A 21,406-nucleotide genomic window follows, 5' to 3' on the forward strand; every position below is an offset into this window, starting at 1 on the left:
AAACCCCATCCGATGCAATGATGACGGCAGAACCGCGCAGCCAGATCGGGAACACGCAATGGCACGTCTGCTTTCGGTCAATGTCGGCCTGCCGCGCGACGTCGCTTGGCAGGGTCGGACCGTCCACACCGGCATCTGGAAAGCACAGGTCACAGGCCCGCGCAGGGTGCGCCGGCTCAACATCGATGGCGACGGCCAGGGCGATACGGCCGGTCATGGCGGCGAACATCGTGCCGTATTCGTCTATCAGGATGAATCCTACCGGTACTGGCAGGAGCATCTGGGTCGATCGAACCTCGTTCATGGCCAGTTCGGCGAGAACTTTACGGTCGAGGGCCTCGCCGACACCAACGTGTGCATCGGAGACCGCTACAGGATCGGCTCCGCGGTGTTCGAAGTGACGCAGCCGCGCGTCACCTGCTACCGTCTCGGCATTCGCATGGACGAGCCGGACATGGCCGCGCTGCTCGTCAGGCACGGGCGGCCCGGATTCTATTTCCGTGTGATCGAGGAAGGCGACGTCGAAGCCGGTGACGAGATCACACAGATCGCTGTGGGACCCGAGCGCATGAGCGTGTTCGAGATCAATCCGCTGCTTTACGTGCCGCCTCATCCGCGCGAACGCCTGGAGCGCGCGCTGCGGATTCCCGCGCTGAGCCGCGGCTGGCGCCGTTCTTTCGAGGCGCTGCTCGAGCAGCAGAAGGACAACAAGACCGCGGGAAACGCCGGGCTTGGGCCGGCGGCGAGCCCAGCTCCGGCCTGGCGCGGATTCCGCTCCTTTCGCGTGGCGCAAAAGATCGCCGAAAGCGGCAACGTGACGTCGCTGATCCTCGAACCCGCCGACGGACATCCCGTGGCGGCCGCCCTGCCCGGTCAATTCGTCGTCATCAAGCTCGAGCCCTCCGGTGCGCAGGCGATGACACGCAGCTATTCGCTGTCGGGCGGCGCCGATGCCGCGTCCTATCGCGTCAGCATCAAGCGCGAAGTTCACGGCGCCGCCAGCCGTTACATTGCCGACGAGCTGCTGGCCGGCGCTGCCGTGCAACTAGGTGCGCCACGCGGCAGTTTCACGCTCCGGCAAGATGCACGCCCCGTCATCCTGTTGAGCGCCGGCATCGGCGTCACCCCTTTGCTCGCAATGCTTCACGCGCTCGCCGCCGAAGCGACGACGCGGGACGTGTGGTGGCTGCACGGCGCTCGCAATGGCCGCGAGCATGCGTTCGCCGCCGAGGCGCGCGAATTGCTAGGTGGACTCTCTCGTCACCATACCCACGTCTGCTACAGCGCGCCTGGCCCGGACGATCGTCTCAATGTGGCGTTCGACACAGCCGGACATCTCGACGCACGCCTGCTCCAGACCCTGAGCGTGCCGCGTGACGGCGATTTCTATCTGTGCGGACCGGCAGGTTTCATGAACGATCTGAAAGCTGGCCTCACCACGTTGGGCGTCGCACCGGATCGCATCCACACCGAATTGTTCGGCGCCGGACCGTCCTTGACGCCCGGCATAGCGTCCTCCCCGCAGAAGCGGGCGCACCCGCCGATCGGTGCCCCCGGCCCCGGCCCGATGGTTTCGTTCGCCCGGAGTGGCCTCAATGTCCGCTGGGGACCATCCTATGCCAGCCTGCTGGAATTGGCCGAGGCGTGCGACGTCCCCGTGCGCTGGTCGTGCCGGACCGGCGTCTGCCACAATTGCGAGAGCGGGTTGATCGCGGGGACGGTTGACTATGCGCCGGATCCGCTCGATCCGCCGGCGGACGGCAATGTCCTGATCTGCTGCTCACGCCCCCGAAACGACGTCGTGGTTGATCTGTAAAAGTGGGAGAGCGCAATGCGACCTGACATGATGCCGGGAGTAGCCTTCCCGGATTACGAACTCAGCGACCACACCGGCAAGCACCGGAAGCTCTCCGAACTGCAGGCGGGCGATCCAATGGTGCTCGTGCTCGGCCGCGGCGGATTTTGTCCCAAGGATCGTCGCCAGGCCGAAGGCTTGCTGCAACTCCATCGCGAGATGGAGGTGGGCTATTGCCGGATGGTCACGATCACGACCGACAACATCACCCAGACCAGCGAATATCGCAGCGGCGTCGGAGCGCACTGGCCCTTTCTCTCGGATTCGCGGCGCCTCGTTCAGAAGGATCTCGACATCGCCGAATACACCGACCCCGTCCACAATCCGATGATTCCGCACGTGATCGTGCTCGAGCCCGGCCTCGTCATTCACAAGATCTACAACGGCTACTGGTTCTTCGGCCGTCCAACCGTCGAAGAGCTCCGCCAGGACCTCAGGGCAGTCGGCATGAAGTGCCGGCCGGATTGGGACATCGCGGCGCCCGGCCTCAGGGCACTGTGGGACCAGGGCCGCAGGGAGCATTTTCATCCCTACGGCAAGGCTTACGTCGAAACTCTCGGCGAACGGGATTAGAACCACATTCCGACATCGTCCGCTCGGGCGAATGCCGGTTCGGAATGTGGATGATCCAGATGAAGACCAATCCCGCGCCCCGTGCCGACCGCATGGGCGCGCGCCAGATCTACGAAGTCCTGCGGGATCAGATCATGGCACGGGTGTACGGGATCGACGGGGTGCTGCCGTCCTCCCGCGCGCTGGCCGGTGAGATGGGCGTGGCGCGCTCGACCGTCACGATCGCCTACGAACAGCTCGCCGCCGAAGGCTTCATCGAAACACGCCATGGCGCGCGACCGCGCGTGGCTCGCGCCGTCGTCGAGCGAGGACGCACGCGCGTAGTGTCGCGGCCGTCGGCGCGGAAGGTGCGGCTGTCGGCCTTCGGGAACCGGTTGCTTCAAGACCCGCCGCGCTGGTCCGAGCCGCCGCGCGGGCTGGTCGCGAACTTCCGCTATGGCGAGCTCGCGCCGTCGGATTTCCCGGTACTGGCATGGAAAAAGGCCGTGACCGCTGCGATGGCGCGCAAGCCCGAGCGGCTGGCCTATGACGATCCCTGCGGGGCGCTGCGGCTGCGGACCGCGCTTCAAGGCTATCTCTGGCGGTCGCGTAGCGTCCGCTGCGAGGTCGATCAGATCGTCGTCGTCAACGGCTCGCAGCAGGGCCTCGACATCTGCGCGCGCCTGCTGCTCGATGCCGGCGACCGCTTCGTGATGGAGGATCCCGGCTACCAGATGGCGCGGCATACTTTCGCAGCGACGGGCGCCGAGACGATCCCGATTCCCGTCGACGTGGATGGACTGGAAACAGCGCGGCTCGATGGCGTCGAAGCCCGCCTCGCCTATGTCACGCCGTCGCACCAATATCCGCTCGGCGGCGTCATGCCGATCGGCCGCCGGCACCAATTGCTCGCCTGGGCCAGGGCAAACGACGCCTACGTGATCGAGGACGATTACGACAGCGAGTATCGCTACGATACCAAGCCGATCCCGCCGCTGCACGCGCTGGAAGGCGGCGGCAATGTGATCTATCTCGGCACCGTCTCCAAGACGCTCTCGCCGACCTTGCGGATCGGCTTTCTGGTGGTGCCCTCCGCCCTGCGATCCCTGATCGCCGCCGCCAAGCAGATCATGGACCGGCACACGCCGCTGATCGAACAGGACGCTCTCGCGTCGATGCTGGAAAGCGGCGCCTATGACGGCCACATCAGGCGCGTGCGCCGGCGCAACGCCGAACGCCAGCGGGCGCTGCTCGACGCGCTTCGCCGCAGGTTCGGGGACCGCGTCCGGATCGAGGGCACGGCCGCCGGCCTGCACATCGTGGCGTGGTTCGACGACCTGCCGCAGAAGCGAGAGGACGCGTTGATCAAGGCGGCCCGTGCAAAGGGCGTCGGCATCTATTCCGTCTCTGCGCTGTTCGTCGGACCTCGCCGACCGCGGAAGACGGTCGGCCTCGTCATGGGCTATTCGGCATTGGAGGTGGCACAGATCGAGCGCGGCTGCAGGCTTCTCGCACAAGCCGTCGCCGAACTGGACTGATCAAATAGACGATAACTGGCAGTTTCTTACAGGCCAGATTCCGGCTATCTCCAGAGCAACACCGGAGATAGACATGTACATCCCTCCCGCCTTCAAGGACGACATCGAGAGCATCCGAGCGACCATTCGCGGCGCCCGCCTCGCCAGCCTGGTCACGGCCACCAGCGAAGGCCCCGTCGCCACGCCGCTGCCGCTGCTTCTCGACGAGAGCGAAGGCGAACATGGCGTGCTGTACGGACATGTGGCGAAAGCCAACCCGCAATGGAAACTGCCGCCGATCGGAGATGCGCTGGCGATCTTCAGCGGTCCCGACGCCTATGTGACGCCGTCCTGGTACGCGACCAAGCAGGAAACCGAAAAGGTCGTGCCGACCTGGAACTACGTCGCGGTGCATGCCTACGGCCCGGTCGAATTCTTCCAGGAGCCCGAGCGCCTGCTCGACGCCGTGACGCGGCTCACGAATAGGCATGAAGGATCGCGTGCAAAGCCGTGGGCCGTTACCGATGCCCCCGAAGATTTCATCGCAACTCAGCTGCGCGGAATCGTCGGCGTGCGCATTCCCGTCGTGCGGTTCGAAGGCAAGCGCAAGATGAGCCAGAACCGTCCCGAGGCTGACCGTGTCGGCGTCGCGCAAGGTCTCGCAGCGAGCGAGAACGCTGGTGATCGCGAGGTTGCGCCATTGATTCCGGTTCCGGTTTAGTGGCCACTTGGTTCCCGACACTCGCTGTCGGGAACCATCGTCCTGTCAGGTTCGTTGATACATTTCAGCAAGCATCTCCTGACGGAATTCCTATGTGCCGCTGGATCGCATACCGGGGCGAGACCACGTCCTTCGAGCCCTATGTCACCGAGCCCGAGCATTCGCTCATCGCGCAAAGCATCCGCTCGCTCCAGTCGACGGCGGGCTCGAATGGCGACGGCTTTGGTCTCGGCTGGTACGGTGAGCATCCGGAGCCTGGTCTTTATCGTGAAACACGCCCCGCTTGGTCGGACGAAAATCTCCGCTACCTCTGCCGCCATTTGCGCTCGCATCTGTTCTTCGCCCATGTGCGCGCCGCCACCGGCACGGCAGTGACGCGGCAGAACTGCCATCCCTTTGCCTGCGGCCAGTGGATGTTCATGCACAATGGTTTCGTCGGCAGCTGGAATCGCCTACGGCGCAAGGTCGAGGCGCTGATCCCCGATGCCTACTACCCCTCGCGGACAGGCACGACCGATTCGGAAGCCGTGTTTCTCGCCATGATGGGCGCGGGTCTCGACGCCGATCCGCTCGGCGCAACGCATCGCGTGCTGCGAGCCCTCGTCGGCCTCGTCAACGAAGGCGAGCTTCGTGAGCGGCTACGCTTCACCAGCGCCCTCGCCAACGGCCGGGATCTCTATGCCTTCCGGGTTGCGGTCAACGATGCCGCCAACACGCTCTATTTCCGCGAGGCTGGCGGCCAAGTCATCGTCGTCTCCGAGCCGTTCGACAAGGAAACAGACTGGACGGAAGTGCCCGCGAATCACGCGCTGGTCGCACGTGCGTCCGAGAGCGCGAAAATTGTTCCGTTCGATCTTGCCATTTCCAGTGAGGTCGACGCGGAACCCGCTCCTGCCAGAAGGATTATCGCCCGCGGGTAAATACCTTGGCCGGGTGGCACGATGACATTGGCGTCAGACGTCTTGAAACTGCTGCGGCTTGATTCCTCCGAGGACAGGCAGCACCTCGTCATTCGCTCGGCCGGCGGACGCGGCAAGGCTGCGGAATATTCGTTCGGTATCGAGGAGGAATACTTCCTCGCCGATCGCCGCAGCCTGGAGGTCGCGATCCAGACCCCCAATGAGCTATTCGAATCTGCGAATTGGTCGACAGGCGGCCAGGCGATGCGGGAGATGTTACAATCGCAGCTCGAGGTCGCCACCAACGTGCATGTCGACGTCGCCGACGCGCGCGAAGAGCTTCGCTTCCTGCGTCGCGAAGTCGCAAACGTCGCGGCACAATACGGCTTCGTGATCATGGCCTGCGGCACGCACCCGACCGCGGTCTGGCGCATGTCGCAGCCGAGCCCGAAGCCACGCTACGAGGAGATGATTGAGGATCTGCGCAGCATCGGCCACCGCAACCTGATGTGCGGCATGCACGTGCACGTCCAGTTGCCCGATCCCGAAAAGCGCATGGCGGTGATGCGAGCGATGCTGCCGCATCTGCCCTTGTTCATCGCCCTGTCGGCCTCCTCCCCGTTCTGGAATTCACACAAGACCGGACTGAAGGGCTATCGGCTCGCCGCCTATTCCGAGCTGCCGCGCACTGGCCTGCCCGAATTATTCGAGAGCCGGCAGGATTACGACGAATATGTCGGCGCGTTGCAGCGCTCGGGCGTGATCCCCGATGAAAGTCACATCTGGTGGGCCATGCGCCCCTCGATGAAGCACCCGACCCTCGAGCTGCGTGCGCCCGATACCTGCACCTTCGTCGACGACGCCGTTGCCATTGCCTCGCTCTATCGCTGCCTGACCCGCTATCTCTACCTGCGACCTCATCTCTCGAAAGAGGTCACCGCGGTCGAACGCGCAATTGCGGTGGAAAACAAATGGCGCGCCCAGCGCTACGGCACCGATTGCATCTTTGCCTCCAAGGACGGGCCGGTCGAGATCTCCGAGCTGCTCTCCCGTGTGATCGAGGACATCGCCGAAGACGCCGCCGCGCTGAACTGCATGGCCGAGGTCGAACACTGTCGCACCATCGTCGAACGCGGCAGCTCGGCCGAATTCCAGCTTCGCGCCTTCCGCGACAATGCGGAAGACATCGCCGCCGTGTCGCGCTGGATCGCAGACGCGACGATCTCGGGCACGAGCACCCCCGCCGCAGGCGTTCCCGCGCCTTCATAGCGCCCGCGCAAGCTTCGCGAGCAACAATGTCGGTCCTGAATGCGTAAGGTCGCGGAGAGAACGATGAATCACGTCAAATGTTGCGCTGGCTGTGGCCATGGCCTCATTCCGATGCTCTCGGCCAAAGGGCGCGCGGAGCTCAGCTGCCTCTGGTGCGAGCTCATCGAGGCGCGTGCAGTGGACATGGCGAAGTGGGCTGACAGCCCGTACGGCAAGCCCGAGCGGACCGTCCGTCGAGCTTTCGAATGAACGGCTTCAGACACCCGGCCGCCGACTTCTCCTGATCGGCGCAGCTGCGCATCCGCGCCAGAATGCCGCCAAATTAGACAAGACACGTCTCGTCACCAGGATTGCAGACTGGGCGAACATGGCCATGCAGGCTGGTCAAGCGTGTCATCTAACCTCAAGTGCAACCTCGATTTTTCATCGCGTGGCGGCGAGTCGCAAAGCCTTGCGTGCCGCGCACCGCCTCGACTGGCCTAAAATTCGCAAGGCAGCATCAGGCCTGATCCCCTGCTCTCAGCAAGATGCGTGCGCCGAGACAGGGTGAGCGGGCCAGATCGGAGAATGCCATGAACGTGCATGCCACCGGCGATCTCAAATTCACCGGCCTCACCCGCCCGGACGGCGCGCCCCTTCGCCTCAACGATCAGGAGTTCGTGGCGATCGATCGCGACCGGAATGCGAAGTTCGAGGCAACGTACCGGCCGCAGGCCCTCTACAATCGCGCCAACGAGGGTTTCCACGCCAACAACGAAACCTTCCTGCTGCACGAGGTCGCGACCAATCTGCCGATCTATCTGCCCGACACCGGCCCTACCGACTTCCATCTTCATCTGCCGCCGGGCGGCTTTCAGCTCGTGCTGGTCACGTCGGGCGCGTTCACGTTCGATTATGACGGGCGCTTCTATAATGTCGGCCCCGGCGCGGTGATGCTGCAAAGCGCGATCGTGCACCGACAGCTGTTCTACACCTGGTCGGGACTGTCGACCGAAGAGAATCTGAAGACGCCGCAGACGGTGGTGCCGGATCCAATCTCGATGGGCTATTCGGGCAAATTCCTCGAAGCCTTCATCACTGACCCGACGACGTTTCCAAACCCGACCATCGTCGGTCCGGACCAGATCAACGAAGCCGAGACGCCGCGGGTGGCATGGAGCCACTCTCTGCATGATCGCCCGGTCGATGCAGGCTTCTGGCTCCAGGACCCCTTGGCGCTGGATGCGCTGTTCAAGCCGCTCACCGACAGCCCGATCAAATCGGCCATGCCGGTTTACGTGCGCGATATCGGGATCGAGGCTCCGAGCGGTCACCTCGTCGCCGGCCACATCATCGCAACCGATCCGCGCGGCCAATCGCTCTTGTCCAAGAGCACGTCGTCAGCGGCGGACACCACATGTTTCGCCAAGGGCGAGGTCGTGATCTACCGCGTGATCCGCGGCACGGCCGAATTCAGGAACAAGACTGGCGAGACCTTTGAGCTCGCGGCCGGCGATGTGGTGACGGCGGGCAAGAACGCCACAAGCCTCGTCGGTGTTGGTGAGAACACGCAGGTCCTTCGGCTCGGCCTTCTCAAGGGCATGAACGACCTCCGCAGCTGGACGCCGACGCAACGCGACGAGATCGACGGCCTCGCCGGTCAGATCATCACGCAGAAGGACATCCGTCCGCTGCGCACCGAGGGCAAGCCGGTCGGATACCTGTACGGCTGAGCGGAGTTACTCCGCCGCTTGGCGGACGTGGCGAGCGGTCGGGGTGCGCATGGTGACGAGCTCTTCGGACGCGGTCGGATGCAGCGCGATCGTCGCGTCGAAATCGGCCTTGGTCGCCTTCATCTTCACCGCAATCGCGACTGCCTGCGTGATCTCGGCTGCGGCATCGCCGACGATGTGACAGCCGAGCACTCGGTCGGTTGAACCATCGACGACGAGCTTCATCAGCACGCGGGTATCGCGGCCCGACATCGTCGCCTTGATGGGCCGGAACGTGGTCTTGTAAATGTCGATATGGCTGAATTGCGCGCGGGCTGCCGTCTCGGTCAGGCCGACGGTGCCGACCTCCGGCTGCGAGAACACGGCGGTCGGGATGTTGGCGTGATCGACCTGCACCTCGCGCTTGCCGAACACGCTGTCGGCGAAAGCATGGCCCTCGCGGATCGCGACCGGCGTCAGGTTGAAGCGATGGGTGACGTCGCCGATCGCGTAGATGCTGTCGACCGAGCTCTTGGAGAAATGGTCGACCGCGATGCCGCCGTTCCGCGGGTTGATGGCGACGCCGGCCTTCTCCAGGCCGAGATTGGCGACCGCGGGATGGCGGCCGATCGCGAACATCACCTGGTCGGAGGCAAGGCTCGATCCGTTCGACAGATGCGTGGTGAATTCCTCGCCGTGCCGATCGACCTTCGTCACCGTGCAGCCGGTCAGGATGGTGATGCCCTGCTTCTCCATCTCGGCGCGGACATGGGCGCGAACATCCTCGTCGAAGCCGCGAAGAATGTTGTCGCCGCGATAGATGACTGTGACGTCGGAGCCGAAGCCGGCGAAGATGCCGGCGAACTCCAGCGCGATGTAGCCGCCGCCCTGGATCACGATCCGCTTCGGCAGCTTGGCCAGGTGAAACGCCTCGTTGGAGGAGATCACGTGCTCGATGCCGGGAATCGGAGCGCCGTGATTGGGCGCGCCGCCGGTGGCGATCAAAATGTATTTTGCAGTGATCTTCCGGTCGTTCTCGAGCAGGCGGACGGTGTGCTTGTCCTCGATCACCGCGCGGCTCTTGACGATTTGCGCGCCCGACTTCTCGACATTGGCGGTGTAAGCCGCCTCCAGACGCGCGATCTCCTTGTCCTTGTTGGCGATCAGCGTCGGCCAGTCGAAGGTCGCAGACGGAACGGTCCAGCCAAAGCCGGCGGCGTCCTCGATCTCATGGCGGAAATGCGAGCCGATGACGAACAGCTTCTTCGGCACACAGCCGCGGATCACGCAGGTCCCGCCCATGCGGTACTCTTCCGCGATCATGACGCGGGCGCCGTAGCCGGCCGCGATGCGGGCGGCGCGCACGCCGCCCGAACCGCCACCGATGACAAAGAGGTCGACGTCGAATTCAGCCATTGTCCACTCCGACCTCTTTCAGAACATGATCCGGATTCCGATCAGATAGGGACTGTCAGATCTCCTTGCCACGCTTGCGCATCTCGGCGCGGAAGGCACCCATCACGGTCTCGGAGAAGTTCTGAGCCCAGGAGTTCATGAAGGCCATGCTCAGCCCGATCGCGCGCGGCTCGGCTTCGATCAGCTTCTTGCCCAGCGGCGACTTGTAGAAGGTGACGAGATCCTTCAGCTCCTGCTCGGTGAACTCGCTGGCATAGACCTGCGCCATGCCTTCTCCGATCTCCTTTTCGCGGCCTGCCAGCTGCTGGTTGACGACCCCGGCGACCTCGGTGAGATCCTTCTGATAGTTGAGGTTCTGCTGGATCAGCGCGATCCTGGTCTTATCGACCAGGCCGGGCACGGCGTTGGCATACATCGCACTGGCGTTCTTGATCGCGAGGATCTCCTTGGCGGCCGCGATGGCCGTCGGCGACGATTTCGGCGGAGCCGCCTGCTGGGCCCCGGCCGGGGCGACCGAGAGGGCCAGTCCCACAGCGAGGGTCGCGACCGGCAACAATTTCAAAACGCTCTTCATTCCTAGTCTCCTTTCGGCTTTCGCCGTTCAATCACGCGAATTCCCTCGCCACCCGCCAAGACAGCCGAGCTGGCCAAGCCGATGAACAAACCATGCTCGACGACGCCGGGGATCGCGCTCAACGCCGTGGCGAGGCGGGCGGGATCCTCAATCTTTTCGAGCTGGGCATCGAGGATCCAGTGGCCGCCATCGGTGACGAAAACGTGGCCGTCCTTGCCGTTGCGGACCGCCATCTGCCCGGAAACGCCGCATTCCGCAAACGCCTTCTCGATCGCGCGACGCGTTGCGCCGAGCCCGAACGGGATGACTTCGACCGGCAGCGGAAAGCCGCCGAGTGTCGGCACCCATTTGGTGTCGTCGGCAATCACGATCATGCGATCCGAGGCGGCCGCCACGATTTTCTCGCGCAACAGCGCGCCGCCGCCGCCCTTGATCAGATTGAGTTCGGGATCGATCTCGTCGGCGCCGTCGACGGTGATGTCGAGATGATCGATCTCATCCAGCGTGGTCAGCGGCACGCCGCAGCGGATTGCATCGAGACGCGTCGCCTCGGAGGTCGGCACGCCGATCACTTTCAGTCCGGCGCGGACCCGCTCGCCGAGCAGCTCGACGAAATGTTTTGCAGTCGAGCCGGTACCGAGCCCGAGCTGCATGCCGTCACGGACGTCCTCGAGGGCGCGCGCCGCAGCCTGCCGCTTCAACTGGTCCATGTTCACGTTTGCGCCGTCCCTGAATTACGAGTGTTAGGCTTGCGGCGGCCTGTGTAGCCTCGTTTTCCCTCGGAGAACAGGGTCTGGGGGAACAGGCCTCCGGACCCACCTTATAAGTTGATCTTATGGCTTCGGCCCTTGCGCGGGCGGGGCCGGGCCGGTAGCGCTGGACCATGACCCCCTCCCACACCATCGTCTTCGATCTCGACGGCACGCTTGTGGATACCGCGCCCGACCTGATCACCGCGCTCAATTACGTGCTCGACCGCGAAGGGCTGCCGCCCGTGCCGATGGCCTCGGCCCGCAACATGATCGGCGCCGGCGCCCGCAAGCTGATCGAGCGGGGGCTGGAGGCCGAGGGCCGCAGCGTCACGGTGGCCGACATGGACCGGATGACGGCCGATTTCATCGGCTATTACGCCGACAATATCGCCGTCGAATCCCGGCCCTTCGAGGGGCTGGAGGCCGCGCTCGACCATTTTGCGGTCCAAGGCCATCGTCTCGCGGTCTGCACCAACAAGCTGGAATGGCTATCGAAGCGCCTGCTGGATCAGCTCGACCTGAGCCGGCGCTTCGCCGCGATCTGCGGCGCTGACACTTTTGGCGTCCAGAAGCCCGATCCGACCATTTTCCGGGAAACGGTGGCGCGGGCCGGCGGCGAGGTCAAAGCGAGCATCATGGTCGGCGACGCCGGACCCGATGTCGGCGTGGCCCGGCGCGCCGGAGTTCCCGTGATCGGGGTCAGCTTCGGCTATACGGACGTCCCGATTGCCGAGTTGAAGCCGGACCGGCTGATTCATCACATGCGCGACCTGCCGGCCGCCGCCAGCAGCCTGATGACCGCGCAGGCAGCTCTCAAGTAGCTGAGATAGCTTAGTTATTCCACGGAATCCGGCGTTAACCATCTACTAACTATGTGCGGCCGGCCGGTTGCTCGGTCGGAACGACACTCCTAAGTTTGTCCGGGGATGTGGCGGTTCGTCGCAATAGGTCGATGGTCATGCGTCGTGTCATCGCGATTGCGCTAGCTGGGGTCAGTCTCTTGGGAGCAGCGAGCCTTGCCGGCTGCTCCTCGATGTCTTCGACGTCCTGGGACATGTTCAAATCGGCCCCGCCGACCGTGCAGGTCCGGCTCGAATCCAATCCCCCGGGTGCTGACGCCACGACCTCACTGGGTGCCGGCTGCAAGACGCCCTGCTCCGTCGCGGTTCCCGCCCCCGACGCCCCCTTCACGGTCGCTTTCGCGCTCCCAAAATACCAGCCGGTGAGCGTACCGGTGAATGTCATCAGGAATCCCGGCGACTTCACCACGCCCGCCTCGATCACCACCGACCCCAACCCGATTTTCGCGGAGCTCCAGCCGGCCGTTCCGCCAAAACGGTCCGCAAGCCGCACCGCCCGAAGAAACCGAAACCGGCGGCGGCCGCGGTCGCCCCGGCTGCTGCCGCACCGGCTGCGGGCTCGCCTTTCCCCGATCCGAACGCGGGCAAGCGCTGACCTCCGTCATCCCCCATTTGTCTCTGACGCATTCGATGCTTAGATTGCTTCCAGGACACCGCTGAAGCAAAACTGCTCGCGTTGCCGCAAGTGACAAGGCATTTGGTATGAACGGACTTTCCGCGAGCCCCCTGTCGAGCACGATGACCGATCCGTTCGGACGGACCATCTCGTATTTGCGCGTCTCCGTCACCGACCGCTGCGACCTGCGCTGCTTCTACTGCATGTCGGAAGACATGACGTTCCTGCCCAAGGCGGACCTGCTGACGCTGGAGGAACTCGATCGGCTCTGCTCGGCCTTCATTGCCAAGGGTGTGAAGAAGCTGCGGCTCACCGGCGGCGAACCGCTGGTCCGCCGTAACGTGATGACGCTGGTTCGCTCGCTGTCGCGGCACCTCAAGAGCGGCGCGCTGAGCGAGCTGACGCTGACCACCAACGGCACCCAGCTTGCGAAACATGCCAGCGAACTCGCCGATTGCGGCGTCCGCCGCATCAACGTTTCGCTCGACACGCTCGATCCGCAGAAGTTTCGCGAGATCACCCGCTGGGGCGAGATCGACAAGGTGCTGGAAGGCATCGAGGCCGCACGCGCCGCGGGCCTCGCAGTCAAGATCAACGCCGTTGCGCTGAAGAACCTCAACGAGGACGAACTTCCCGACCTGATGCGCTGGGCCCACGGCAAGGGCATGGGGCTGACGCTGATCGAGGTCATGCCGATGGGCGAGATCGGATCGGGACGAATCGACCAATATCTGCCGCTGTCGCTGGTGCGCGCGCGCCTTGCCCAGCAGTTCACGCTGACCGATCTGGCCGAGAGCACCGGGGGGCCGGCGCGCTATGTCAGCGTCGCCGAGACCGGCGGCAAGCTCGGCTTCATCACCCCGATGACCCATAATTTCTGCGAATCCTGCAATCGCGTGCGCGTCACTTGCACGGGAACGTTGCACACCTGCCTCGGCCACGAGGATGCCTCCGATTTGCGCAAACCTCTGCGTGCATCGGGCGACGATTCGCTGCTTGCGGATGCGATCGACCGCGCCATTGGGCTGAAGCCCAAGGGCCACGATTTCATTATCGACCGCCGCCACGACCGCCCCAGCGTCTCCAGGCACATGAGCGTCACCGGCGGCTAACATCGGCTGGCCGGCCGCGGCTTATTCCCCTTAACTATCAACAAACTTCCGATTGACTGGCGGCACGCTCGCTGGTTTGGTGCGGCAGCCTCATGCCTGCGCGGCGAGACAAGCCAACGCGCCCACTCGGCGCAGTCAAGACGGCCGGGGCAAATCGGGGAGGACCAATCTTGCAAGCGCTCCTGAAGCTGAGCAATGGAATTGACGCGTTCACACGTTGGACGGGCAAACGTCTGGCTTGGCTGATCCTGCTCGCCGTCGTCATCTCGGCGCTGAATGCGATCATCCGAAAGACATTGGACACGTCCTCCAACTCGTGGCTCGAGCTGCAATGGGTGCTTTTCAGCATCGTGTTCCTGCTGTGCGCGTCCTGGACGCTGCTCGACAACGAGCACATCCGGATCGACATCTTCAATAGCATGATGCCGAAACGGGCTCGCAACATCATCGACATCATCGGGCACATCTTCTTCCTGATCCCGCTGACCGTTGTCATGATCGTGACCGGAATACCGTTCTTCCTGCGCTCGCTCCAGATCAACGAGCAATCCGGCAATGCGGGCGGCCTGCCACAATGGCCGGCAAAAGCGCTGATCATGATCGGCTTCGCCCTCCTGCTCGTTCAAGGCATATCCGAGCTGATCAAGCGAATCGCGATCATGCGCGGCATGATCCCGGACCCACACGAGTCGCAGGTGTCCGCACTGGAGGCCGAGGTCGAGCACCTCGTCGAAGCGATCGAAAAGAAGTAGCCGTTGGCGACGGTTTAGGGGGAAGTCATGACCGCGTTTATTATCGCCAATCTGGCGCCCATCATGTTCGCGACGCTCGTCGTCGTGCTGCTGCTCGGCTATCCGGCGGCATTTTCGCTCGGCGCAGTAGGCCTGTTCTTCGCCATCATCGGCGTTCAGCTCGGACAATTTCACCCGGACTTTCTCCAGGCCCTGCCGGAGCGCGTCTACGGCGTGATGAACAACGACACGCTGCTCGCCATTCCCTTCTTCACCTTCATGGGACTGGTGCTCGAGCGCTCCGGCATGGCCGAGGATCTGCTCGACACCATCGGCCAGTTGTTCGGCACCATCCGTGGCGGCCTCGCCTACGCGGTGGTTTTCGTCGGCGCCCTGCTTGCGGCGACGACCGGCGTCGTGGCGGCCTCGGTGATCTCGATGGGCCTGATCTCGCTGCCGATCATGCTGCGTTACGGCTACGACCGCCGCGTGGCGACCGGCATCATCGCGGCCTCCGGCACGCTGGCGCAGATCATTCCGCCCTCACTCGTCCTGATCGTGATGGCCGACCAGCTCGGCAAGTCGGTCGGCGACATGTACGAGGGCGCATTCATTCCGGGCCTGGTGCTCGCCGGCCTCTATGCAGGTTACGCGTTCCTCGTGACCATGATTTTCCCGAAGGCGGCGCCGGGTCTTCCCAAGGAGGCGATCGGCTTCCGCGAGGAGAGCGGCGACCGCGGCCTCAAGTCGCTCGGCGTGCTGTTCCTGGCGAGCTGCGTCTTCGGCTGGTTCATGATGCGGAATTCGGAGACACACGGCGCCGACTTCGTCGTGCTCAGCATGTTCTTCGGCATTCTCTTCGCGTTCTTCGTCGCCATCGCGAACTGGGTCCTCGACAAGCTGACGGGCTACCGCTTCCTCTCGAAGATGGCGCAACAGACCACCTTCGTCATGGTGCCCCCGCTATTCCTGATCTTCCTGGTGCTGGGCACGATCTTCATCGGCGTCGCGACGCCCACCGAAGGCGGTGCGATGGGTGCAGCCGGCGCCCTCATTCTCGGAGCCGCGAAGCGGCGGCTGACCTGGGACCTGATCCGTCAGGCTACCGAATCGACGGCGAAGCTGTCCGCGTTCGTCGTCTTCATCCTGGTCGGGGCACGCGTGTTCTCGCTCACCTTCTACGGCGTCAGCGGCCATGTCTGGGTCGAGCACCTGCTGACATCCCTGCCCGGCGGCCAGATCGGCTTCCTGATCTTCGTCAACGCCTTCGTGTTCGTGCTGGCGTTCTTCCTCGACTTCTTCGAGCTTGCCTTCATCGTGATCCCGCTGCTCGGGCCGGCTGCCGAGCATCTCGGCATCGACCTGATCTGGTTCGGTGTCATCCTCGGCGTCAACATGCAAACGTCATTCATGCATCCGCCGTTCGGATTTGCGCTGTTCTATTTGCGCTCGGTCGCGCCGAAGGAGCGCTATACCGACCGCGTCACCGGCAAACGCATGGAGCCGGTCACGACGGGACAGATCTATTGGGGTGCGGTGCCGTTCGTCGTCATCCAGCTCGTCATGGTGCTGCTCGTGATCATGTTCCCGTCGATGGTGATGCACTACAAGGGTGTGCAGTCCACCGTCGATCCCAACAGCATCAAGATCGACATTCCCCAGATCGATCTGCCGCCGCTCGACTTCGGCCAGCCGAAACAATAGCGCCCGGCCCGCCTACAAAAAGAAACCCGGAGCGAAAGCTCCGGGTTTTTTCGTTTGGGCCGATCGTGCGCTCTGCGATCAGCTCTGCGAGTTGCGCGCCATGAAGTTGTCATAGCCGACTTCGGCGACCTGGAACCACTGATATCCGTTGTTCGAGAACGCGGTCAGCGATTCGTAGACCTTCTTGAAATCCGGGTTGGTGGCCGAGACTTCGGTGTGCAGCTCCTTTGACGCCTTGAAGCAGGCCTGCATGACCTCTGGCGAGAACGGATGCAGCTTGGCACCGGCCGCGAGCAGGCGCCGCAACGCCGGCGGATTGGACTGGTCGTACTTCGCCATCATCCAGTTGTTGGCGTAGTGCCCCGCCTGCTCGAGGATGCTCTGGTAGTGCTTCGGCAGCGCATTCCACTTGTCCTGGTTGACGAAGGCGAGAAGCATGGGCCCGCCTTCCCACCAGCCCGGGAAGTAATAATGCGGCGCGACTTTCACGAAGCCGAGCTTCTCGTCGTCATAGGGCCCGACCCATTCCGCCGCGTCGATGGTGCCCTTCTCCAGCGCCGGATAAATGTCGCCACCGGCGATCTGCTGCGGCACCGCACCGAGTTTGGCCATCACCTTTCCGGCAAAGCCGCCGATGCGGAATTTCAACCCGCTGAAGTCCTGAGGCGTCTTGACCTCCTTGCGGAACCAGCCGCCCATCTGACAGCCGGTGTTGCCGGCAAGCAGCGAGACGACGTTGTACTTCTTGTAGAACTCGTTGAGAATCTCCCTGCCGCCGCCGAGTGTGTACCAGGCCTGGTTGATGCGCATGTTCGGCCCGAACGGCACCGACGATCCGAAGGTGAAGGTCGGGTCCTTGCCGAAATAATAATAAGACGCGGTGTGGCCGATTTCGCAGGTGCCGTTCTGCACGGCATCGAGCACCTGAAGGCCCGGCACGATCTCGCCGCCGGCAAATGTCTGAATCTGGAATTTGTTGTCGGTCGCTTCCGCGACCATCTTGGCCATCATCTCGGCGCCGCCATAGAGCGTGTCGAGCGATTTCGGCCAGCTCGTCGGCATGCGCCATTTGATCTCGGGCGTCGTCTGCGCGATCGCTGGAGCGGCGAGCGTGGCGACACCCGCCGCACCAAGCCCGGTGACCTTGATGAAATCTCGTCTTTTCATGATGTCCTACCCTGATGGATTGTGCCGATGGGCCTTCTTGCCGAGGCTTGGAGGCCAGCATGGAACATGTGTCGTCCGATTTCCATCCCTCACGATGTGAGGGACGAAAATGCCCAGCTCCCGCGCCATCCGGTCCTACGACTTTAGGCTTAGACGGCCGCGGCCCTGGCCGTTCCCATCACGCCCGCCTCGGCCGGGCATGACGGGCGCGCCGGGCACGTGACAAGCGCCGGAAACACGGGCATACCGCGCCATTCCCGCAACCTAAGGCCGCCACGCATGTCGCGATCCTACCCTGCTCCATCGCTCGTTGGTTCGTTGATCGCGTCGCTCTGGCTGGGATGTGCGGCAATGCCGGCGCATGCTGAGCTGAGCGCGAATGTCATGGCCGACGTCCATGCGTTGGCACAAAAAGAGCAGCAGCCGCTGCTCGATACGCTGCGCGATCTCGTCAGCATCGAATCCGGCAGCAAGGATGTCGAAGGTCTGAACCAGATCGCCCAGCGCGTTGCCGGCCAGCTCAAGCAGCTCGGCGGCACGGTGGAGATCCTCGAACCCACCGACGTCTATCGCCTCGACGACACACCCGAGAAGATCGGCCCGGCCGTACACGCCGTATTCAAGGGCACCGGCAGCAAGAAGATCATGCTGATCGCCCACATGGACACCGTGTACCTGAAGGGCATGCTGAAGGATCAACCGTTCCGCATCGACGGCGACAAGGCCTACGGCCTCGGCATTGCCGACGACAAGCAGGGCGTCGCGCTCATTCTTCATACCGTGGCGTTGCTGCAGAAGCTGAGCTTCCGGGATTACGGCACGCTGACGGTGCTCACCAATGGCGACGAGGAGATCTCCTCACCGGGCTGGCGCAGCACCATCACCAGGTTCGCTGCGGATCAGGATGTGGTGTTCTCCTTTGAAGGCGGCGGTACCGACGGCACGCTGCGGCTGGCCACCAGCGGCATCGGCTCGGCCTATCTCACGGTGCAGGGCAAGTCGTCACATGCAGGCTCACGGCCCGAGGGCGGCGTCAACGCGCTGTACGAACTCTCCCACCAGCTGCTGCAGATGAAGGACCTGTCCAAACCAGAGCAGGGCCTGAAACTGAACTGGACGGTCTCCAAGGCCGGCACCAACCGCAACGTGATCCCCGCGGAGGCCACGGCCCAGGCCGACGCACGTGCACTTAAAGTCACCGATTTCGACGAGCTCGAGAAGACACTGCAGGAGAAGATCAAGAATCACCTGCTGCCCGAGTCCAAGGTCGAGCTGAAATTCGAGGTGCGCCGTCCGCCGCTGGAGGCCAACGACGCCTCACGTCGAGTCGCGGCCCACGGCAAGACGATCTATGAGGAGATCGGACTGCCTCTCAAAGTCGACGAGAAGGCGACCGGCGGCGGCACCGACGCGGCGTTTGCCGCACTCAAGACCAGCGGAGCCGTGGTCGAAGGCATGGGTCTGTCGGGCTTCGGCGCGCATTCCAACGACGCCGAATATGTCAAACTCGACAGCATCGTGCCGCGTCTCTATCTGACCACGCGCATGATCATGGATTTGTCCACCGGCAAGCTGAAATAGCCGTCGCTTTCGCCTTCTCCCCTCATGTCCGCCGAAGCCTTGGCGAAGGCGGATGCGGGAGAAGGTGGCGCGTCAGTACCGCACTGCGTTCAAATTAAGGTCGTCCGACTTCTCCGCCAGCCTGAACCGCAGCGTGAACTGCGCGCCGCCGCCCGGAAGATTCTCCACCGCAACCGTCGCCGCGTGATCATCCGCCACGGCGCGCACGATCGACAGCCCGAGGCCGGCGCCGTCGCTGCGCTGGCGGTCGGCGCGCCAGAAGCGGTGGAAGATCAATTCGCGCTCGGCTTCCGCGATTCCCGGCCCGCAATCGCGCACGCGCACCGCGCCATCCTCGCTCACATCGACATCGACCGACGTGTCCATTGCCGTGAACTTGATGGCGTTTTCGGCGAGATTGAAGATCGCGCGCTGGAGCATCACCGAATTGCCGTGGATCAGCACCGGCGCCTCGGTGCCCCTCAGCGCGATATCCTTGTGCTGTGCGATCGCGAGCGGCGCGATCGAACCGACCACCTCGGCGCAGACCGCGCGCAAATCCGCGGTCTCGCCGGGATCGAGCACCAGCGTGTCGAGCTCGGCGATCTCCAGTAGCTGCGCGACGATGCGGCTCATGCCCTCGATGTCCGCATGCAGCGCATGCCGTGCGGCGCCATCGCCGAGCGTCTCGATCCGCGTGCGCAGGATCGCGAGCGGCGTGCGCAATTGATGCGCGGCGTCGGCGGTGAACTGCCGCTGCACCCGAAAGCCGTCCTCGAGGCGGTCGAGCGCCTGGTTGACGGCGGTGACGAGCGGCATGATCTCGCGCGGAATCTGCTCCGTCGGCAGGCGGATGTCCGTGCGCGCCGGGCCGATATTGCTCGCCTCCTCGGAGGCCTTCCATAGCGGCGCAACAGCGCGGCGAAAGATGATGATGTCGATGCCGAGCAGGACCAGCAGGATCGGAATGGTGATCCATCCGACCCGCCGGAAGAAGTTCGATACGATGTCGTCGATGATGACGTCGCGGTGCGCGAGGTCCTCCGCGACGCGAATGCGTATCACCTTGCCGTCGATGGTGCGGGTGACTCCAGCCCCGGAAATCGTTTCGGAGAGCGGCGGTGGCGCGGCCGCCGCAGTGCCGGTCTTGCGCCGCGACGAAAACAGCAGATTCCCCCCGGCATCGCGAATGTCGTACTGGTAGCGGCCATAGGCTTCTGAATAAAGGCCCTTGAGACTGTCCGGCAGGTTGAACGTCAGCAGCCCGTCGGGCTGGGCGACGATGCGCTCGGCCAACACCTCGGCCTGCGCGCGCATGGCATCGCGATGCAGCTGGTCGATCTCTGAATTGAGCAGCCAGAACAGCACCAGCGGCAGGAAGATCGCGACCACCGCGACCGCCACGATGTGCAGGAACACGATGCGCCAGATCAGCGATTTGAACGTCGGCGACCTCCCATGGATCCCGGCGCGGAATCCGGCGTGAGATCCGATCCGGGCCACGCTATTTCTCCTCGGCCATGAGATAGCCGACGCCACGGATGGTGTGGATCACGACCTTGGCGCCATGCTCGGCGAGCTGCTTGCGCAGCCGCGAGACGTAGACCTCGACCGCGTTGGAGGCGACCTCGCCATCGAGGCCGAAGATGTGGTCCTCGACGTTCTTCTTCGGTACCACCCGCCCCTGCCGGCGCAGCAGGATCTCGAGCACCGAGGTCTCGCGCGCGGAGATGATGCGCGGCTGGTCGTCGACGAAGATCTGGCGGCTCTCGGTGTCATAGACGAGGTTGGCGAGGCGCAGCGAGCGGCCAAGCAACTGGCCCGGACGGCGCAGGATCGCCTCCAGTCGCGCCACCAGCTCCTCCATCGCGAACGGTTTTGCGAGATAGTCGTCGGCGCCGCTGCGCAGGCCGCTGACACGATCTTGCAAGCCGCCGCGGGCGGTCAGCACCAGCACCGGCAACGGCTCCATCTGCCGGCGAAGCTCACGCAGCACCGACAGGCCATCGCCGTCGGGTAGTCCGAGGTCGAGGATCATCGCGGCATAGCTGACGCTGCTGACCGCCTCGCGCGCTTCGGCAGCGCTGCCGACGATGTCGCTCTCATAGCCGGCCGCCGACAGCCCGCCGGCAACGAGCCGCGACAGCTCGGCATTGTCCTCGACGATCAGAAGGCGCATCGCATTTTCCCGCGGGATGTTCCGGTGTCACCGCACGGCTTCCGCCGCATCTTCGCTGTCTTCCATCATCCGGGGCATCTCGGCCAGCGAAAAAGCACCCGGCGGGCCGGCCGCTCCCTTCCGTCAGGTTCCTGTAAGCCAGTCCGGGCACGAGCGGATGAGGTCGCGGATGGCCCGGAAATTTACCTCCTTGGGCCCCGCCGCCGTCGGCCCTGCCGAGGAACGAACACC

18 protein-coding genes and 1 pseudogene are annotated in these 21,406 nt (G+C 64.0%); 13 read left to right on the forward strand and 6 right to left on the reverse strand.

What is annotated here, in order from left to right:
- Window positions 1-58 precede the first annotated feature (58 nt).
- The 7 genes from IVB50_RS25575 (at window position 59) to IVB50_RS25605 (ending at window position 8,525) form a co-directional block, all read left to right on the forward strand.
- Entirely contained in the window at window positions 59-1,816 is a 1,758-nt protein-coding gene (locus IVB50_RS25575; RefSeq protein ID WP_247297642.1) for an MOSC and FAD-binding oxidoreductase domain-containing protein, read from the forward strand.
- A gap of 15 nt (window positions 1,817-1,831) precedes the next feature.
- Window positions 1,832-2,428 (forward strand): redoxin domain-containing protein, encoded by a 597-nt coding sequence (locus IVB50_RS25580; protein WP_085362153.1) that lies wholly within the window; start codon window positions 1,832-1,834, stop codon window positions 2,426-2,428.
- A gap of 50 nt (window positions 2,429-2,478) precedes the next feature.
- Complete coding sequence (locus IVB50_RS25585; protein ID WP_247297645.1) at window positions 2,479-3,945, forward strand: PLP-dependent aminotransferase family protein; 1,467 nt, start codon at window positions 2,479-2,481, stop codon at window positions 3,943-3,945.
- A 73-nt stretch (window positions 3,946-4,018) separates the two neighbouring features.
- Window positions 4,019-4,645 carry an FMN-binding negative transcriptional regulator gene (locus IVB50_RS25590; RefSeq protein WP_018459369.1) on the forward strand — a complete coding sequence of 209 codons (627 nt, stop codon included), beginning with the start codon at window positions 4,019-4,021 and terminating at the stop codon, window positions 4,643-4,645.
- Between the two features lie 92 nt (window positions 4,646-4,737).
- Window positions 4,738-5,565: a class II glutamine amidotransferase gene (locus IVB50_RS25595; protein WP_085352733.1), complete on the forward strand. Its 828-nt coding sequence runs from the start codon at window positions 4,738-4,740 to the stop codon at window positions 5,563-5,565.
- 21 nt (window positions 5,566-5,586) lie between these two features.
- Window positions 5,587-6,813, forward strand: coding sequence for a carboxylate-amine ligase (locus tag IVB50_RS25600; protein WP_026233789.1), 1,227 nt, complete (start codon window positions 5,587-5,589; stop codon window positions 6,811-6,813).
- Window positions 6,814-7,385: 572 nt separating this feature from the next.
- Window positions 7,386-8,525, forward strand: a complete 1,140-nt coding sequence (locus tag IVB50_RS25605) for a hypothetical protein (RefSeq protein ID WP_018459373.1) — start codon at window positions 7,386-7,388, stop codon at window positions 8,523-8,525.
- 6 nt (window positions 8,526-8,531) lie between these two features.
- Here IVB50_RS25605 and gor read toward each other — a convergent pair whose 3' ends face one another.
- Genes gor through rpiA form a run of 3 tightly spaced genes read right to left on the reverse strand, consistent with a single transcriptional unit; the run spans window position 8,532 to window position 11,210 of the window.
- Complete coding sequence (gene gor / locus IVB50_RS25610) at window positions 8,532-9,920, reverse strand: glutathione-disulfide reductase (protein ID WP_247297647.1); 1,389 nt, start codon at window positions 9,918-9,920, stop codon at window positions 8,532-8,534.
- Between the two features lie 55 nt (window positions 9,921-9,975).
- A complete protein-coding gene (locus IVB50_RS25615; RefSeq protein WP_085352730.1) occupies window positions 9,976-10,494 on the reverse strand; it encodes a DUF2059 domain-containing protein in 519 nt (172 codons plus the stop codon).
- A 2-nt stretch (window positions 10,495-10,496) separates the two neighbouring features.
- Window positions 10,497-11,210 carry a ribose-5-phosphate isomerase RpiA gene (gene rpiA, locus IVB50_RS25620; protein ID WP_085352729.1) on the reverse strand — a complete coding sequence of 238 codons (714 nt, stop codon included), beginning with the start codon at window positions 11,208-11,210 and terminating at the stop codon, window positions 10,497-10,499.
- Window positions 11,211-11,377: 167 nt separating this feature from the next.
- On the opposite strand from rpiA, the gene IVB50_RS25625 reads away from it, so the two are divergent.
- The 5 genes and pseudogenes from IVB50_RS25625 to IVB50_RS25645 all read left to right on the forward strand — a co-directional run bounded on the left by IVB50_RS25625 (window position 11,378) and on the right by IVB50_RS25645 (window position 16,269).
- Window positions 11,378-12,067, forward strand: a complete 690-nt coding sequence (locus tag IVB50_RS25625) for an HAD-IA family hydrolase (protein WP_247297648.1) — start codon at window positions 11,378-11,380, stop codon at window positions 12,065-12,067.
- 137 nt (window positions 12,068-12,204) lie between these two features.
- A pseudogene (locus IVB50_RS25630) lies at window positions 12,205-12,701 on the forward strand (hypothetical protein).
- A gap of 107 nt (window positions 12,702-12,808) precedes the next feature.
- Window positions 12,809-13,834, forward strand: a complete 1,026-nt coding sequence (gene moaA / locus IVB50_RS25635) for a GTP 3',8-cyclase MoaA (RefSeq protein ID WP_247297650.1) — start codon at window positions 12,809-12,811, stop codon at window positions 13,832-13,834.
- A gap of 170 nt (window positions 13,835-14,004) precedes the next feature.
- Window positions 14,005-14,586 carry a TRAP transporter small permease subunit gene (locus IVB50_RS25640; RefSeq protein ID WP_018459380.1) on the forward strand — a complete coding sequence of 194 codons (582 nt, stop codon included), beginning with the start codon at window positions 14,005-14,007 and terminating at the stop codon, window positions 14,584-14,586.
- A gap of 27 nt (window positions 14,587-14,613) precedes the next feature.
- A complete protein-coding gene (locus IVB50_RS25645; RefSeq protein ID WP_018459381.1) occupies window positions 14,614-16,269 on the forward strand; it encodes a TRAP transporter large permease subunit in 1,656 nt (551 codons plus the stop codon).
- 78 nt (window positions 16,270-16,347) lie between these two features.
- Here IVB50_RS25645 and IVB50_RS25650 read toward each other — a convergent pair whose 3' ends face one another.
- Window positions 16,348-17,436 carry a TRAP transporter substrate-binding protein gene (locus tag IVB50_RS25650; protein ID WP_018459382.1) on the reverse strand — a complete coding sequence of 363 codons (1,089 nt, stop codon included), beginning with the start codon at window positions 17,434-17,436 and terminating at the stop codon, window positions 16,348-16,350.
- A 279-nt stretch (window positions 17,437-17,715) separates the two neighbouring features.
- Between IVB50_RS25650 and IVB50_RS25655 the strand changes: the two genes are divergently transcribed.
- The gene (locus IVB50_RS25655; RefSeq protein ID WP_039800683.1) at window positions 17,716-19,017 is read left to right on the forward strand and encodes a M20/M25/M40 family metallo-hydrolase; all 1,302 of its coding nucleotides are present in this window, start codon (window positions 17,716-17,718) and stop codon (window positions 19,015-19,017) included.
- A 72-nt stretch (window positions 19,018-19,089) separates the two neighbouring features.
- Here IVB50_RS25655 and IVB50_RS25660 read toward each other — a convergent pair whose 3' ends face one another.
- Both IVB50_RS25660 and IVB50_RS25665 read right to left on the reverse strand, forming a co-directional pair.
- Window positions 19,090-20,499 (reverse strand): ATP-binding protein, encoded by a 1,410-nt coding sequence (locus IVB50_RS25660; RefSeq protein WP_018459384.1) that lies wholly within the window; start codon window positions 20,497-20,499, stop codon window positions 19,090-19,092.
- 1 nt (window position 20,500) lies between these two features.
- Window positions 20,501-21,175, reverse strand: a complete 675-nt coding sequence (locus tag IVB50_RS25665) for a response regulator transcription factor (protein ID WP_007592584.1) — start codon at window positions 21,173-21,175, stop codon at window positions 20,501-20,503.
- Window positions 21,176-21,406 lie beyond the last annotated feature (231 nt).

Origin of the sequence: Bradyrhizobium sp. 87 (genome assembly GCF_023073015.1) — a bacterium.
Taxonomy (GTDB): domain Bacteria; phylum Pseudomonadota; class Alphaproteobacteria; order Rhizobiales; family Xanthobacteraceae; genus Bradyrhizobium; species Bradyrhizobium canariense_D.